The organism is Algoriphagus sp. 4150, assembly GCF_031457395.1.
Lineage (GTDB): Bacteria > Bacteroidota > Bacteroidia > Cytophagales > Cyclobacteriaceae > Algoriphagus.
The window spans coordinates 96495-113298 of record NZ_JAVDWS010000010.1 but is presented as its reverse complement, the minus strand read 5'-3'; the positions used below and the strand labels follow the sequence as shown (position 1 = coordinate 113298).

The 16804-nt window shown below is 40.2% G+C and carries 14 protein-coding genes; all 14 read right to left on the bottom strand.

Annotated elements, in window-relative coordinates; genetic code table 11:
* Positions 1–365: 365 nt before the first annotated feature.
* The 14 genes from J2X69_RS14005 to J2X69_RS13940 all read right to left on the bottom strand — a co-directional run bounded on the left by J2X69_RS14005 (position 366) and on the right by J2X69_RS13940 (position 16324).
* Positions 366–1034 carry a GNAT family N-acetyltransferase gene (locus J2X69_RS14005; RefSeq protein WP_310104332.1) on the bottom strand — a complete coding sequence of 223 codons (669 nt, stop codon included), beginning with the start codon at positions 1032–1034 and terminating at the stop codon, positions 366–368.
* A gap of 207 nt (positions 1035–1241) precedes the next feature.
* Entirely contained in the window at positions 1242–2150 is a 909-nt protein-coding gene (locus J2X69_RS14000) for a glycosyltransferase family 2 protein (RefSeq protein WP_310104328.1), read from the bottom strand.
* Positions 2151–2335: 185 nt separating this feature from the next.
* A complete protein-coding gene (locus J2X69_RS13995) occupies positions 2336–2917 on the bottom strand; it encodes a YdeI/OmpD-associated family protein (protein WP_310104323.1) in 582 nt (193 codons plus the stop codon).
* A complete protein-coding gene (locus J2X69_RS13990) occupies positions 2910–3872 on the bottom strand; it encodes an alpha/beta hydrolase (RefSeq protein ID WP_310104321.1) in 963 nt (320 codons plus the stop codon). The genes J2X69_RS13995 and J2X69_RS13990 overlap by 8 nt, the downstream gene beginning before the upstream one ends.
* Positions 3873–4258: 386 nt before the next feature.
* Positions 4259–4639, bottom strand: coding sequence for a DUF559 domain-containing protein (locus J2X69_RS13985; protein ID WP_310104317.1), 381 nt, complete (start codon positions 4637–4639; stop codon positions 4259–4261).
* A 95-nt stretch (positions 4640–4734) separates the two neighbouring features.
* A complete protein-coding gene (locus J2X69_RS13980) occupies positions 4735–5562 on the bottom strand; it encodes an ABC transporter permease (RefSeq protein WP_310104315.1) in 828 nt (275 codons plus the stop codon).
* 110 nt (positions 5563–5672) lie between these two features.
* Complete coding sequence (locus J2X69_RS13975) at positions 5673–6179, bottom strand: winged helix-turn-helix domain-containing protein (protein WP_310104313.1); 507 nt, start codon at positions 6177–6179, stop codon at positions 5673–5675.
* A 494-nt stretch (positions 6180–6673) separates the two neighbouring features.
* Complete coding sequence (locus tag J2X69_RS13970; protein WP_310104311.1) at positions 6674–8209, bottom strand: hypothetical protein; 1536 nt, start codon at positions 8207–8209, stop codon at positions 6674–6676.
* Positions 8210–8644: 435 nt separating this feature from the next.
* On the bottom strand, positions 8645–11143 hold the full coding sequence (locus J2X69_RS13965; RefSeq protein ID WP_310104308.1) for a leucine-rich repeat domain-containing protein: 2499 nt from the start codon (positions 11141–11143) through the stop codon (positions 8645–8647).
* Positions 11082–11924 carry a hypothetical protein gene (locus tag J2X69_RS13960; RefSeq protein WP_310104305.1) on the bottom strand — a complete coding sequence of 281 codons (843 nt, stop codon included), beginning with the start codon at positions 11922–11924 and terminating at the stop codon, positions 11082–11084. The genes J2X69_RS13965 and J2X69_RS13960 overlap by 62 nt, the downstream gene beginning before the upstream one ends.
* The gene (locus tag J2X69_RS13955; RefSeq protein ID WP_310104303.1) at positions 11921–12499 is read right to left on the bottom strand and encodes a hypothetical protein; all 579 of its coding nucleotides are present in this window, start codon (positions 12497–12499) and stop codon (positions 11921–11923) included. The genes J2X69_RS13960 and J2X69_RS13955 overlap by 4 nt, the downstream gene beginning before the upstream one ends.
* Positions 12500–12526: 27 nt before the next feature.
* The gene (locus J2X69_RS13950; RefSeq protein ID WP_310104300.1) at positions 12527–12997 is read right to left on the bottom strand and encodes a nucleoid-structuring protein H-NS; all 471 of its coding nucleotides are present in this window, start codon (positions 12995–12997) and stop codon (positions 12527–12529) included.
* A gap of 493 nt (positions 12998–13490) precedes the next feature.
* Complete coding sequence (locus tag J2X69_RS13945) at positions 13491–15125, bottom strand: hypothetical protein (protein WP_310104298.1); 1635 nt, start codon at positions 15123–15125, stop codon at positions 13491–13493.
* A gap of 47 nt (positions 15126–15172) precedes the next feature.
* A complete protein-coding gene (locus J2X69_RS13940; RefSeq protein WP_310104296.1) occupies positions 15173–16324 on the bottom strand; it encodes an MraY family glycosyltransferase in 1152 nt (383 codons plus the stop codon).
* Between the last annotated feature and the right edge of the window lie 480 nt (positions 16325–16804).

The window sequence follows — 16804 nt, the reverse complement described above, 5'->3', positions numbered from 1 at the left end:
CGCTAGTGTTTTCCAAATCCTATAATGCTTTAGTCTCTTTACTGGCAGAAAAGCGGATATACATAATATTTAATGTAAGCAAGTTAAGGATCAAAGGGGAATGGTTTAAAGATTAAAGGTTAAGAGATTAAAAGATAAGCTGGCAATTGGTCCTTATTTCTGGACTCCTGGATCTAAAATATTGGTACTTGATGCTATTATTGAAGGTTAATGGTTAAAAGATTAAGGTTTAAAGGTTAAAACGAAATTATGCCGTGACTCCAAATTATTCCTGACTCCTGTCTATCTTCTTGGTTCTTTGTCTCTTGGTTCTTGATACTTGGCTCTAAAATCTTGATACTTGAATCTTGTTTCTTGCTACTATTTCACTCCCTCCAATAATGATATATGTAAACCTTTTCCTTGAGTTTATATCCAAGTGATTCATATAGTCTACAGGCCGGCACATTGGCTTCTTGGGTACTCACAGTGATGGTTTTAGCTCCGTTTGAAAAGGCTTTTGCCTCAGCAGCTTTCATCAGTTTCTTCCCCCATCCTCGGCCGCGGCTTTTGTCAGATACTGCAATCAATCCTATACCGGCAGCCTCCTCTTTCAAATCATAAGATACCATGCCTTGAAGATTGACTGCCTCTAGTATGGACCCTGAATTCAATGCTTTTTTGATCCAAAGTTTATAGAGTTTTTCAAACTCATTTTGCGCTAATCGGGAATCCAGCTTAAATCTGGAATAGGCTCCACTTTCCAGAGCCAGTTTCAGTAAGTCCTCATTCATCTCTCCTCTATAAACAGCTATGTCCGAGCTCATTTCATCTGATTCAACAATTGATTTATAGTAGGTGATTTTAGTATCTACCAGCTGAATTGATGCATCAGTAATCGGCAGAGGCAATTCGGAAAAAATATAGACCAGCCGGTACTTAGCCGAGTTCTTCAGAAACTCCTGCTCATCCCAATCACCGGGAACGTAAATTTTACCCACGGGGTAATTGAAAAGGCTTGAGTCGAAGGAAAGATGGTTGATTTCTTGTTTCAAAGTTTGGATGGAGGGTTAAGCTGGTTAAAGATTAAGGGTTAATAGTTTAAGTGACAGTTTTGGTTCTTATGTCTTGGCTCTTGGATCTAAGATCTTGATACTATTAGAAGGTTAATGATTAAGGGTTTAAAGGTTAAGCAACAATTTTGACTCTTATGTCTTGTCTCTAGGCTCTTGATACTTGCCTCAATTATATTTTCCCAAAATCTACCCAATTCTTTTCTCCACAATATAAATAGGCCTATTCTTCACTCCTTCAAAGATTTTTCCGATGTAGAGTCCCACCATCCCAAGGGTTACCAGTAAGAAGCCGGCGAGCATCCAAAGCGAGATAATCAAACTTGCATAACCGGCTACAACAATATCTCCGTGCAAGTACTTGTATAAGGTATATAAGGCAAACAAAAATCCTGTCAGTGCGATTAGAAAACCCAGCTTAACAACAAGACGAATGGGTTTGTCGCTGTATGCCAGCATAATATCCAGTGTAAGATTGAATAAGCGTTTGAAATTGTAATTGCTCCTTCCCTCTCCCCTTTCAGCATGAACCACATCAAGGGTTGTTTGACGGAAACCTACCCACTTGACCATGGCAGGAAAATAGCGGATACTTTCGCGCATACCTACTATCTCCCTGATGACCTTACGATGATATATTCCGAAGTTGGCTATGCTCTCGTCCTGTGAGGAACCGGTCAGCCAAGCCAGTGTTCTATAAAACACTTTTGATGCTAGTCTTTTGAAAAAACTGTCTTGTCTCTTAACCCTTCTTGCGAGCACCACGTCGTATCCTTCCTGCGCCTTTCTCCAAAGATTGGTAATTTCCTCCGGGCGGTCTTGCAAATCACAATCCATCACCACTACCCAGTCTCCTTTTGCAGCATCCAGTCCTGCTGTAATGGCGTAATGCTGACCAAAATTACGGGAAAGTTTGATCCCCTTAACCTCTGGATGGATGCCCGAAAGCCTTTCTATTTCTGTCCATGAATTATCGGGACTATAATCATCTACCAGAATAATTTCGAATTCCGGCTCAGGCATAGCAGATTTGATTTTAGTGACGAGTTCAGCTAAGATATTTTCTGCACGGTAAACAGGAGAGACTATGGAGAGCAAAGGGAATTTGAAATTTTCGAATTTAAAATCTATACAGTTCTGCCAAGAGGGTGGATAGTGATCGGATTGTCATTGGTAGCTTATGGTTGTGTTTTGCACAAAAGTCCAATCGAAGAACTGCCGTTGAATTTAGAGCTGAATCCGCCATTTTACCAAACTGCTGTTTGCCGAATGTGCCTATCCTATCATCTCAAGTGCTTCGGTTTAAGATTTTGCCTCGCACTTTCCACAACTTCGTCAATGCGTTTTTGTCGCGTTTCCTCTCGTTTGGCAAGGGTAATCCAGCTTAAAATTATTTTTCTTGTCGATTTACTCAAACTTAGAAAAAAATCCTTTGAACCCTTGTGCTTGTTGAACGCTTTTTCCAAATTTTGGGGAATTATCAGTTCTTCAACTTCGTCTAAAATTGTCCAACTCCCGTTTTGTTTTGCGATTTCGATGCTTTGGTAACCTGCACTTGTCATCAGTCCATTATCGATGAGTTTCTGAACTTTCTCTTTATTGATTTTTGACCAAGTACTGTTGGGTTTTCTTCTGCTGAAAAATTGGTGTGAGGTTTCTTCGTCAATCTTTATTTTTTTGCTGTCTATCCAACCAAAACAAAGTGCAACATCAACAGCCTCATTCCATGAGATAGATTGTTTTGCCGAAGATTTTTTATAAAAGACAAGCCATACAGCTTGTTTTGAAAGATGATTTTTGTCTAACCATTTTCTCCAAGATGTAAGGCTTGTCGGATAATATATTTCCACTTCCTTATTAAGCATTCTGTTGTTCTAACCATTTTAAAATCACTTGGGTTGTTTCCTCCGGCTTTTCTTGCTGAATCCAATGACCACAATCCAGACTTACAACATCCAAATCAGAAACGACATTTTTTAGGTTTTTAGACTTTGGAATCGTGTCCTGTTCACCATATATCATAAGAGTCGGCTGATGAATGATTGGGGTTACGTCCGCCATTAAGTGCCAGTTTCTATCAAGGTTTCTGTACCAATTTATGCTTCCAGTAAACCCTGATGATTCGAAGGCAGAAACAAACACAGACAGTTCCTTGTCTTCCATTAAGGGTTCCCCAAGTGGTTTTTCTGCTCTTGCAAGATTTATCATTAGCATTCCCGGCTCCGGTGGTGTGGGAGGTACGTTTTTGCGGAATATGTTACGCAGGAACCGGGATGCGTTTTCATCCATTATAGCATCTGCTACTCCTGGCTGTCGATTGAAGTGAACAAAATAGAAGTCGCCTCCAACTATTGCTTCCATAAACTCAATCCATGGCTTTTCTCCACGCTCTTGATAAGGCAAAGCCAAATTTATTACCTTACTTACCCGTTCAGGATGCAATAGTGCCAGACTCCAAACGACATTTGCTCCCCAATCGTGACCAACAAAAGTGGCATCTTCATATCCAAAGTAATCGAGTAGTGCGACTAGATCACCTGTCAAGTGTTCAATATCATAATCCGTAACTTCGGTTGGACTGGATGAGTTGCCATAACCTCTCTGGTTTGGAATGATGACATGATAGCCAGCTGCAACAAGTGCCGGCACCTGATAACGCCAAGAAAAAGCATGTTCCGGAAAGCCGTGACAGAGTACAATAGGTTTTCCGGCATTTTGTTTACCTGCTTCAAAGACTTCCAGCTCCACACCGTTAACTGAAATAAGAGTGGGTTTTGGAAAATTGGTTGAATTAAAAATTGAATTAATTTCGTTTGTCATTTTTATCCTTTTAAAGATTAATTAATGATGCAAACTTCTACCTGTCAGGTGACAGCCCTATGTCAGGAGTCAAAAATAAATTAGTGATATATGATTATCCGCTTTTCTACCAGTAATGGAAGAAAGGTGTCATACTATTCGGCAAAGCCACTTCGGTCATCCGTCACTCGTGCTGAGCGTAGTCGAAGTATCGGTCTTCTGTCCAGTAAAACAAGGGAAATATGGCTATTTGCATCATTGCGGATAATCATATAGTGATATCTCTCAAAACACTCTTGCAAGGTCATTTTGTGAGGTTCAAATTTGTAAAGAACTTTAGGCAACATCCGCGAATATGCGTTTTACCCCGCCCCCTAAAGGGGAGAACAAGCCCACTTGACAAACTGTTATTTGGAGGAAAAATCCTTTTTTAACTTCTCAATTTCCGTCAAAATCTGCCAAAGTACTTCGTCTGTTTCATGAATTACAAATCTATTTTCGAACCTAATTATGTGAATTCCTAAATCCTTTAAATCCTCTTCTCTTTCTTTATCCCTTTCTATTTGATCTTTTAGCCGGTGGATTTCTCCATCTAATTCAATTGCAAACTGAAATTGGTGACAATAAAAATCGAGAATGTATTTAAAAATAGGATGCTGTCTTCGAAAATGTAATCCATTCAATCTATTTGCTCTTAATCTCTCCCAAAGAACAGCTTCTGCAGGAGTAAGTCTGTTTCTGAGTTCTTTTGCACGACGAAAAATTTCAGGTAAGGCTTTATGATGCATAGAGTCAATTATAGCGTAACAGTTATGAAAATATTTCTCAGACCTAATTCGGGACTTGCTCCCCTCTCACTTTAGGAGAGGGGCTGGGGGTGAGGTTAAGCTACATCCGCGAATATCCTTTCCATTCGGCGGAAATATAGCATGCCGAAAATAAAGAGGGCAACTGCTACAATGGCTCCGGGCCAGATCCATTCCCAAGGCATAGGGCGGTCAAGAAATGCTGCTCTGAACCCTTCGATAACCCCCACCATAGGATTCAAAGCATACAATTTCTGATATTGCTCAGGAACAGCGGTAGTACTGTATACAACCGGAGCAGCGTAAAGTAAGAGTTGCACCACAAAAGTCAATGCATGCTTGACATCCCTGTATTTTACCGCCATGGCGGACAGAATCATTCCCATTCCCAGACTGCACATCAGGAGCTGGATGATAAGTAGTGGCAACACCAGCAATCCCCAACCGGGAGTAACCTGATAATAGATCATCATCCCTATCACCACCACAAATGCGATCAAAAAATCCAAGAGCTTGGAAAGTATGGAGGAAAGGGGGAGCACCATTCTTGGGAAATAGACTTTGGTAATCATATTGGCATTCTGAATCAGGGAATTGGCTGATTCAGTGAGTGTGCCCGAAAAGTAATTCCAAGGCCAGAGTGCCAGATACGAAAAGAGTGCATATGGAATCCCATCTGAATCTACCTTAGCCAGATTGCCGAATACAATGGTAAACACAAGGGTAGTAAATAAAGGCTGGATAATCGCCCAAGCCACTCCCAGCACAGATTGTGCGTATCGCGCCTTTATTCCCCTTAATGTCAGAAAGTATAGGAGATCCTTATACCTCCAGAGTTCACTGAAGTCTACAAGCTGCCATCCGGAGGTCGGTTGGATGATTTTGATGTGTTCTTTGGAGCTCAAGTTTTGGGTAGAGAATTTGAGATGAAAATCAACTGCCGTCAGTGGATTTAATATATGGAGTTAAGAATGGACTAATAAACTGACCACCACAACTGAATTTAGAAGACTTATTATTTGGCATACACTAAAATACCCTGAATATCTCTAGGGTCAACCTCCATGATGGACACTTCTACTTTCCGCTGAACTTTCTCATAGGTCTTTTCTCTAATAAAGTCCAGGTATTCTTTGTCCAGATCCTTGCCGATAAGAATCATCTGCACGGTTCCGGAATCTATCCCTTTTGCATAGTCTCCTACGATATACGCCCTTTCCACATCCCCCATTCTTTTGACGATTCGCTCGATCAAATCATCAAGTCCAAGGAATTTAGAAACCATATTTTTGATTTCGTTAAAAAATGGATGGGCTTCATTGGCTTTGTAAAGCTTGGTTTTCCCATCTTCTTCTGACACCAGTAGCCCTGCATCCGTCAAGCGGTTTAATTCTACTCTGACAGAATTGGTGGACTCATCGAACTCCTTGGCAAGAGATCTCAGATAGCCTGAGTTGGTATGCGAAAAGAACTTCAGGAGAAGCTTGATTCGGGTTTTGGAAGTGACTAGAGATTCGAGCAATGATTTATTGAAAATGGGGGAATTGAGAATGGAGAAAGTCGGAATTCTATGCTAGCCTCCTTATAATTAAGGTTATGAAGACTTAGAATAGTTAATTGTTTTTAATATGTATATCTGCTTTTCTGCCGGTAAAGAAACAAAAGCAATATAGGATTTGCTAATCCCGATAGCTATCGGGACATTGAGGCTACTTCGGTCTTCCGTCTACTGTCTTCCCTCCCGTAAACCAAAGAGAATATGGCTACTGGTATCATTGCGGATAATCATAAATTAATATTCGAAACAGCTTCGCTCCCTCACTCCCATCTCAGAAATTAGCATCATCGAATAAAAAACCTACTCACTGAGTAACAAATTTACTCGGGTAACTGGTTTTTGCAAATTCAAGAAAATTTAGAGCGACAAATAACTCAGTGAAGGAAGGGCGAATAACTGCCAGCGGATTAAACTAGCTGTAATCAATAAAAATAGGACCGCAACACATTTGTTTGATTTCACTTTCTCCAAAACACCTTAATTAGTTGGTCATCTTTTATAGCGTATGTTGCATCCTCACTCCATTCACTCTTATCGAATGGAAACTCAAAGGTGTCATTGTAAAAAATAACAGCAATAGCTTCTGAATTGGAAAAAAAATATCTCAATTGATCACTTGACCATAGCCCCGGAGTTTTGGGATGCCTCTTACCTACCATATAAACTAGTCCGGGATTTCTGTAAATAGGCAAAACAACTTGCTCATCGTACTCAAAAACTAAGTTCGACAAATCGCTGTACAAGCTCACTTCAGGGAGTGGAAGTCTAATAAATTTATCTTTCCGATATTCCCAAAGTGCGGTTTCATCTTTATACGTGTACGAATTGAAAGCGTAAAGGGAAATACCGTTAACTACTAGAGCCATGGAAAATAAAGAGCAGAGCATATAAAGTGCACCTCTTTCTTTGATGTGTTCTTTCCTTAATAGGAATAGAATGGCTAGGATCCAAAAGACCCAATAATGTATCCCAAGTCTCAAAAAATACACGTTACTTCCAAAATGGAGAATAAAGGGAAATCCGATCAGAAGTAAAAGAAATCCAATTTGCCGTTTATCCGGTTTACAGGAAAAAGATGAAGCCCCAAGAAGGAACCCCATCGCAGCCAGTGTTCCTAATAACAAATAGTGATTAACCTCTCCGGTGATAGTTGTAAAATGTGAAATGAGGAGAAAAACAACAACTCCAATACCTGTTAAAATTTTAAAGTAAAAATTGTTTTTCCGCTTTAGGTATCCGGCGATTACGAATGGAATAACTACCAGCCCACACCAAAAAACACCAACAGCAGTATATTTTATAATAGTCAAAAGATGGTAGTCAGGCCTGTAATCTAGCATTTCTTGCGTAGCAATAGCCCGTGTCACGCCGGATTCACCCAACACTAAAGTGAAAACCAATTCGACTAGCAAAAATGGTGAACAAAGTAATAGAAGCTTTCTGCCGGCAGTTTTCCTATGACTTATGATTAAAAAAACAACTGTCAGTAAACTGAGAATTAAGCACACGGTCACTTTACTGTAAAAAAGTAAAGTGAGAGTGGCTCCAAGTAGGATTAATCTAGCCGTGGTAAGTTGACCGGATATTAATGCGAGCCATATACACCCACACATCAAGCTAATGGAATTATAAGATAAGGTTTGGGGCAAAAAACCATAGCTCCCAAAAACACCTAATAGGACTAATAGGAAAACAGATGATTTTTTAATAGTCTTCTGACTGAAATTTCCCCAAAAAACGGTTAGAGAAGCTGCTGCAATAAAGCAGGTAAAAAGTCTCAAAATTCTCAACCCCACTAGTCCAAACTCAATCCCCGTCACTTGGTAGAAAAGCTTGAAGAATAGGTCGTAATTGAAAACACCCGCAATGTTTTCCTGATCAGGAACAGCCAGTAAAGCATACATCCCTTCATCCGAAAGATCAAATCCACGGTTTGCTCCCAAAAGAATAATGAAAAGAGCAAAAATCGCAGATCCCGCTAGAATTTTGTTCAACTTGAATTTGAATTAATGATTTCCATGAGCTAATTTTTTAAGAGCAAAATAATAATAAGCACATAACCACTTTTAAAAGTACAATTATGTGGAAAACTTTATGCTCGTTAAACAAAAAAATACCCTGTACAGGGTATTTTTTTGTGACAGAACACTGCCTACCTTTATGTCAGGGTGATTAAGCAACTTTTCCAGCATTAGTTTTTTAATGAAAATATTAAAGGGATTTTTTATCAAATTTTTTAATCCCTTTTACTTCTCCTTCTACGAATAGGATTTAAACCAAGTGATTTGAAGCAGACGTAGAGAATACAAAACTCAGCGGATAATTCCCGATTAGAAATTCGCAATAGTGGTACTAGCGGAGCCAAGCCCTACTTGGTACCAGCTACTTGCATCTTGATACCTACCCAGTACGCCTTTTATCTCTCCCCTTTAATAGTACCTTACCTCACAATCAGGATTTGATGACTTGAAGCGATCTACCGTTCTGCTGTTGAGTCGTGTATTGAAGCAGGAAAGTTTCCGAAGGTTTGGCAATCCCTCTATAGGTTTGAGCGAGCGAAGATTTGTACTCGCAACGTCAAGCTCCTTCAGATTTATGTTACTCTCCAGTCCTTTCAAGGCTTTTAAATTGGTTCCGGAGACATTTAGAGTCTCAAGGTCCATCAGACGGGATAATGGGCTCAAATCCTCAATGCCTGAATTACTAATGTCCAGCTCTTTTAATTTGGTCAGATTTCTCAATGGAGAGAAATCCACTACAGGTACCTGAGAAATTCTCAATTTCTCCAATAAGACAAGTTCTTTCATTGGAGCAATGCTACCGATAGGTGCATCGAAAATGACCAAAGAACGCAAATTAACAAACGCTGTAAGCGGACCAATATCACTGACTGAAATACGCTCGAAAGTCAGTGATGACTTTTCCGTCATTGCATGAAGCTGCTCAGTATTAGGATCCTCAGGAAGTGAAAATTGTTTTGTGAAAATTTCTTTCCAAGCCTCATCCATGGACTCCCACCACGAATTCAATTCATCAGTACGATAGACTATTGTTAAGTTCGGCTTGTTAACTACTAACTCAGGTACTTCTTCCGCGAATATCCCGGAACCGTTGACATTCAGATATTCCAACTTAGGGAGATCCGCTACACTAAGAATACTGGATACGGGACTTCCCTCCAAATCTATTTTCTCCAATGCTTCATTTGATTTCAATGGAGAAATATCCTCCACCTGTGAATTTCTGCCCGTAATTTCCACCAGTGTTTTTACCTCACTTAAGGAAATCACCTCGGTCACCGGGTTATCTGAGAAGTCAACTTTGGTAAGTTTCACAAACCTAGTGATAGGATTGAGAGATTCCACTCCTGCTCCGCTCAAATCCAGTTCTTCCAGTCCAATAGTACTAGTTAATGTTTCTACACTCGGATCGTCCGTGGTAATTCCCGGGTTGGCCTTTTTCAAACTGGCTTTCCAAGCATCTGATAATCCAGCCCACCAGCTTTCAAGATCCTTCACATGGTGAATCAATAACACCTTGGGATTATTTCTGATAAAATTGTCAGAGGCTGCTACCGAAAGCTGTGTCTCGTCAGCCAAAACCTTGTTTAAGTGGGCTTTCCCGTTTAGGGAAGAAATATCGGAAACTTCTGTACCTGTGATATCCAGGACTTCAATATTCTTAAGTGCTTTCAAAGGCGAAAGATCCTGAATATTTGTTTCTGACAAATTCAAGTTCTTCAGAGATGTTAAGTCTGACAACTGGCTGAAATTAACCAAGTAATTCTTACTCAGGTCAAGGTTTTCCAAGTTTGCAAGATCCTTGATGTTCTCGGTGTTGTTAAATCCGCTTTGGGCTATATACAGGCTTTTCAGACTGTCAAATTCATTTAATACTGCAAAACTGAAGATCGGCGTTTCTTCCATACGAAGCGATCTTATGGATTTGAGGTTGACCAGTTCACTGATATCTCTGATCTTGGTGCCGGAAATATCCAAGTGTTTCAGTCGGTCGGAATACTTGATAAACTGAATATCAGAAGTAGGGGTATTGGACACGTCCAGGTATTCCAAGAAAGTGACGTTGGAAATAGGCCCCAGCTCGGTGATCTGTGTGTTGCTAAGGTTTACATACTTGAGATTTCTCATGGCTTCCATAGGACTGAGATCCAAAAGAGAATCTGTTCCGGAGATATCCAGAGAATCAACCTCTACGAACTTGTATAATAACTCTACACTTACTGTGTCAAAATCACTCACCGCAAAGCGATCTTTGAAGTAAGCTTGCCAGTGAGGATTGAGTATTCCCCACCATTCCGTCAGTTCTTCATCACGGCTTACTTTGGTGGTGTAGACGCTTGCGATTTTTAGTTCCTGGGTTTTACTGTCCAAATTAACCTCTACGAAGCGTGGTTTGGTATTATTTACTTTTTCATTGTTGATACCTGTGGCAGTGATCGTCCTGTCAAGTGACGCTGTAAAGTATACATCCCCATTGTCTTTCTGATGAGGTTTTACATCCCTAATCTTAAACTTAAAGTTGATGTCCCTGTAAAAAAATTCAATGTCTTTCAAATAGGCAGTAACATTCTTATTGGTCACAACCTTCCTATCGAGTAAGAGATCATCTTCAACCTGAACTTCCCCGTCCCGGAAAATCTTCAGGTAACTTTCGCGGATCACTACATCCTTATCCCTAGGCTGAGTCTCCGCAGATCCTATGGTATTGAGGATGTATTCCAAAAAACGGATCTGATCCTGCACTTTAGCCGAATAGTCATCTATTTCAGCCTTAGTATAGCCTTTTATGGTTTGAGCCATCCCGGAGGCGCTCACACAGAATAGAAGTAAACTTAGATATATGGCCTTAGTTCTGATCATAAATGTATTTCTGAATAGTTTCCCTGTCGCCGGGGTTAAGTTTGACAAGGTTTGAAATCAGCCATCCCGTGTTGAAACCAGGGCGGTTGAATTGATGTACTTCAAAATACCAGCCTTCTATTTGGAAGAAGTGAAATTTAACATTGGTTACGGTCTCATAACGAATGTTATTTTGCTTCATTTCGTACAAAAACAAGGTAAGGTAATCCGGTTTGTAACTGGATTCCGTATAAGCTTCGGGCGATTTTGAGTCTTGGAATGCCCGTCTGAGATTCATAAAACCCAGCTCATGACTAAGCGGGTGTAAGAAATCCTTCCTGTCGCCCACAGGTTTGTTAAACACATTCTTGAAAGGGGGAAATGACACTTCATCTATGACCCATTCATATCCTAGCCCTTCGGGCTGTAATTTCAATATCAGCGTAGCAGATTCTCTTTTTCCTTTGTAGGTAAAATCCGCCTGTACCTCAGCAAACCACCCATCTTTGTGGAAATTCAGGTATTGGGGATAATTTGGGGAAAGCACAGTATTGGTAAACTGGGTTTTCAAATCCTGACTTACTGAGGAAGTTTGATTGTCAAAAAGTATTTGAAGAAACCCTCTTCTGAGTGCTACACTGTGATAAGCTGTATCGCCCGGATAATAACGGACATTGCCGTCTGTAGGGGATTCTTCGGCATTAAATCTTCTGAAGAATTGGTTTAGTTGTTTGGTAGAGGCAGCAAATTTGCCATCATCTTTAACTGTCCCGGGGCTGCCTATGCCCTGCCCCGAGACAATTGAAATGCTTGCGATCAAGATCGCAAAAATAAAGGTTACTATTCTCATGCGGAAGTTTCGGTCACTCTCACGTCACCTAGCATGACGTCCCAAAATTCGATAGTTCTACCGGCAATCTGGGTTTGCTTTTTCTCAACGTAGATAGTGATATCCTTTTTGGTTGTGTCTTTGTAATTCATCCCTGTTTCAATAGAAGTACCTTCGAAACGCTGATACACTGTAACTACACCCACATATCTTCCATCAGGCTGTCTTTCCAAGTCTGAGATATACTGGATATCATACCATGTGATATTTACTCTATCGTAGTTCAACGCCATCAAACGCTCAAAATAACGTCTTACCTTGTAGTAAGCGATTTCGTTTGTATTGATGCTGGATACGCCCATTTCAGCCCCGGGAGAGAACAGTTCTTCTGCACGGTCCATTACTCGGTTTGCCTCAGAGAATTGAGTCTCCTTGCTTCCTATGATGCTGATATACTTACTTAAATCTTTTACTTTTTCAAGTGCAAGGGAATCAATTGCTTGCTTTCTAGCAGGGCTAATTGTTTCTGACTGGGCTAGTACGCTTACTGAAGTCGCAAGGAATAAGCCCAGGAAAAGGATCATTTTATTTTTCATGTGTAAATTAATTTTTCAGATGGGCAATTATTTTCTTCTAAGCTCCAGTTCAGAAACCTTGCCATTGGCATCCATGCGGATATCGCTGATGTAATTAAGGTTCTTCTTCGTGTCTTTCAAATATTCCAAATACTTCTTTATTGTAGTAGGCTCATCGTAATCTTTGATGCCGTTTTCTTCATGAATAACGATCAAAACAGGAGTTTCCTGATTAGAAAACATACCAAGAGCCTCTTGGATAGTCTGGTTTGCAATAGACACATTGCCTGCAGCAGCTACACTGTTAAAGTAATTTTCAAGTCTCTCGGCAGCAATTTCTTCAGCTGACGATACAGGTGCAGCCGGCGGAGCCACTTCTTCTTGAACTTGCTCTACAGGCGCGGGCGGTGTAGGTTTTACAGCTTTCTTTTTACTCTTACATGCACCCATGGCCAGCATAGCCACCAAGGCAATCATAAGTGAGCGATTAACCGAAATTGAGAACAATTTTTGCTTCATTTTGGGGATTAGATTAAGATGATAAGGTATTTTTTTAATTTTTTAAAAACAGGGACTCCCCTACTTTTTGATTTGGATACAAAGTAAATAAAATCATGTGATTAAGTCGCCATTGCTTTTCCAAATCAAAAGCACTTTTTGTTAATATTTTCAAATGCTTTCCAAGCGGTTCAAGTATTTGAAGAGAGATTACTCTTTTTGAACTCCAAACGCACCCATTTTAGCAAGCACTATCATATCAATAAGTGATCCAATGATTTTTGGAATTGCGAAAATCAGGGCAAAATCGGCCGAATTAGTCCCAAAACTCTTAAAAAATACCCTATATAGGGTATTTTTATTGTGTCTTTTATGGCCCAACTTTGACTGGATGTTAAGTTTTAATTAGGGCAGTAGCCGTACAAAAAGACCCAGAGCTTCTCTGGGTCTTTTTATTTGGGTGATTTTCTTGTCTTTACAAGCTATCGATTTATGCAGCTCATCATCTCAGAAGTTAATGTTTACGGGTTGATGCATCGATCAAGAAAAACTTCTCGTGGTCATCCACATGATGAAAACCGGTGAGATTAGGCCGAAATGAGGGATAGGCCGAAACAATTTTCTCTTCTCTGTAATTCTCCAGGGTAAGTTCTTTTATTTCATTGATATTCAACCCAAAGCCATACTTTCCGAAAACATTTCTTTGGCTTGGACGGAAGTACTTTCCGTCTTTTTTATAGATTTTGCCACCATTTCTAGCTATACGGGCATCAATAATCACCGGATTCTGCATATGTGGGTATATAATCCCCATCTTAGGCGAATCTACCTGATAAATGTACAGGTCAGAATTGAGATCAAACCAAAACCCTTTGCTGAAGAAAATCCAAGCCTTCCCTTCCTCATCTCTCATAAAGTTGACATCCGCCAATACTTCTCCCTCAAATGCAGTGGAATAGAGTTCCCATTGAAATGGAAACTGAACTGCCCGGTAAACTTCCAATCGCTTTTTGGCACAGGTTTCAGGTATCATGAAAATTTCTCCCTGATCCTCAAAAACATTTGGATAAGACATATGGGTGCCGTCGTCGATTACATCCTGTACATTTGAAACTTTACCGTCTTCCAGTACCCCCACACTTATACAGGCTATCCCTGTATCAAATTTATAGCGTTCGAAAAACAGGTATTTTACCCCATCTTTTTCGAATAAAAATGGATCTGCCCAAAATTCTCCTTTAGGCAGAGGAATTTCCTTCACTCTAAACAGGGGAGCGTGGAGAAAGTCTCCTTTTCCAATATATACTTTCCACACATTCTCGCCTTTGGACGGTGTGAGGCGGAGGATGAACGTTCCGATGAGTACTTTATAAAACTTATAAAGATACACTAACGTCGCTAACGCTCCGGGCGATCGGTACAAAGGATAGCTATAGGTAAGTGAATGTGTAGTGGCAAATTTACCAAACCTCACTTTTCTAATATTCTTCAAAACCAGCTGAATAGACGAAAACTGGATAAGCTGTCGGTTCTTATTGTGCGACCAACCGTTATTATAGAACCCCTTCTCTATAATTCTTCCTCCGTCCAACTCCGGGGTAAGCTGCTGCAGCGTCACTCCTATAGACTCGTGCCCTTCCACTATTTCCCAAAATCCCGCCGGACCTCCTCTATTTACAAAATTATCTCCGTGATGCAGGCTCCAAACCCCATATTTGGGTACGTTTAGAATATCTCCTTTGATAATATTGAATTCATGCCTGAGCACAATATCCAAATCCAGATGCCTGATTTTTTCACTCTCCGCATCTTCAAAAAAATCCACAAATCCACGGCGTATAGGAGTCATTGAACATTGGGGTACAGTATCAAACAGGAGTTTGACCCTTTCAGAATGTACTTTGACCGGTGTGAAGAGTTTCTTCTCAATGGCTTGCTGCCATCTCCACAGAAAGTTGCCCGGCCACAGTCTTCTGAGTCCTTTTGCTTTTTTTTGTACTATAGGTTGTGTTCTCCCATCAAAAATCAGAACAGAGATTTCAACAAACTCCAATTCAGCCAATTGGTCAAAAAGTTCAATCTCCCATGGATCCAGCAGGGCAAAAGGTTGTGTCAAGATCCCAATTTTGATCTTTTCAGTGTCTGGCATTATACAGTATATATGATTGTTTTTGAAACAGGATTATCCGGAACGGCTCAATTCATGTTGATAGGCCAATTCTCCAATCCATCAGTTTCCACCTTAGGTTTTGTAGGCTGAGTGACTCCCCATCCTCTCAGGCGAGGAAGCTCTCTCATGATCTTCATCTTAATGAATCTCGGAGTGATAACTTCCAAGACTATTCCCGTAATCAGGACAAGAAGGCAAACAAGAGGCAGCACCAGATTATCGGAAAAATCCCGCAATACAAAAACAACAAGTAGCACAACCAACTGCCCAATCGCCAAGATTGAAACTACCTTAGGTTGCTTCATCCCGAAACGGACCAACAAATGATGAAGGTGGTTTTTATCGGCCTTCATAGGATGCTTGCCACTGGAGATTCTTTTGGCAAACACTCTAGCCATATCAAATAAGGGAATCAGCACCATCGCTACGGCGAAACTAAAATTAGGCGTGATTTTAAACATATTCTCTACGGGTAGGTCCGCATTGATATTCATAAACGCAACAATCAAAATCGCAAGCGCAAATCCCACGGGTAACGAGCCGGTATCCCCCATGAATATCTTGGCGGGGTGCCAGTTAAACGTTAAAAATGCTACGACGGCACCCAATAATCCAAAACAAAGAATAGAATATCCTACATAGCCAACTGAATCGAACCAAAACCCCATGATCAATAAGGGTAGCATGGCAATAGTGCCTGCCAACCCGTCAATCCCATCAATAAGATTGTAAGCATTGGTAATAGCAAATAGAGTCACAATAGTAAACAGGAAGCTGGCCAACTCAGACAATTCATATACTCCAAGAAATCCATAAAAATTGGTAATACGGATATTGGCGAAATAAAATATCAGGAGCAAAGCCCCTAACTGCATTATAAGTTTGTGAGCAGCACTTAAAGGAGAGAAATCATCCCGTATCCCTATGAAAAACATAATGACAATGGATAAGAATACGAACCTCATAGATCCGGGAGACATATACCATCCCCATATCCCAAAAGATGCCAGACCTGAGAAAATAATGGCAATCCCCCCCATGGAAGGAGTAACCTTACTGTGGATTTTTCTTCCACCGGGAATGTCACCTATATTTGCCTTTTTCAGGATAATGATAAGGATAGGCAGGATAAGCACACACAGCCCGAAAGCAGAGATCAAGGATAAAAGTTGGTTCATTTAGCAGTAGAAATTTAACTTGCAAATACTTGATTCAGATTAATTTGAAAGCACAAAATAACGTCAAATTTTGAAACAAAACAATGGATATGCTTTATTTCAAACAAATAACTACGATTCACTTTTTTTGTTCAAACTAAAGATCAATTTAAAGTAACATACGGGTTATACCCTTAATTGGATTGAAAGTCATGCCAAGAAAAATCATCGTAGTGAGCAACGATTTTACTTGAATATCAAAAGCTATAAATCTTTCAAAATAAGCATGATATGAACTAGGGTAAATAGCCTCCCCTATTCGCGTGAATCTCAGATTCTATCTCCTAATGAAAATTTTTGAAGCTGGATCAATGGGAAAACTTACTGTACTATAAATTAAGATTATTCATTATTTTTTTTCTGTAAATGCGCTCACACAGGATAAACGTGGAATAAACATTACGGGAATTATAGTTCACAGAATGTGGTTATTATCCCCCA

Excerpts from the sequence above, each read along its gene's own strand:
- J2X69_RS13985 (WP_310104317.1), bottom strand. The coding sequence starts at position 4,639 with ATGCATCATAAAGCCTTACCTGAAATTTTTCGTCGTGCAAAAGAACTC.
- J2X69_RS13950 (WP_310104300.1), bottom strand. The coding sequence starts at position 12,997 with ATGAAGCAAAAATTGTTCTCAATTTCGGTTAATCGCTCACTTATGATT.
- J2X69_RS13990 (WP_310104321.1), bottom strand. The coding sequence starts at position 3,872 with ATGACAAACGAAATTAATTCAATTTTTAATTCAACCAATTTTCCAAAA.
- J2X69_RS13945 (WP_310104298.1), bottom strand. The coding sequence starts at position 15,125 with ATGCCAGACACTGAAAAGATCAAAATTGGGATCTTGACACAACCTTTT.
- J2X69_RS13940 (WP_310104296.1), bottom strand. The coding sequence starts at position 16,324 with ATGAACCAACTTTTATCCTTGATCTCTGCTTTCGGGCTGTGTGTGCTT.
- J2X69_RS13955 (WP_310104303.1), bottom strand. The coding sequence starts at position 12,499 with ATGAAAAATAAAATGATCCTTTTCCTGGGCTTATTCCTTGCGACTTCA.
- J2X69_RS13960 (WP_310104305.1), bottom strand. The coding sequence starts at position 11,924 with ATGAGAATAGTAACCTTTATTTTTGCGATCTTGATCGCAAGCATTTCA.
- J2X69_RS13995 (WP_310104323.1), bottom strand. The coding sequence starts at position 2,917 with ATGCTTAATAAGGAAGTGGAAATATATTATCCGACAAGCCTTACATCT.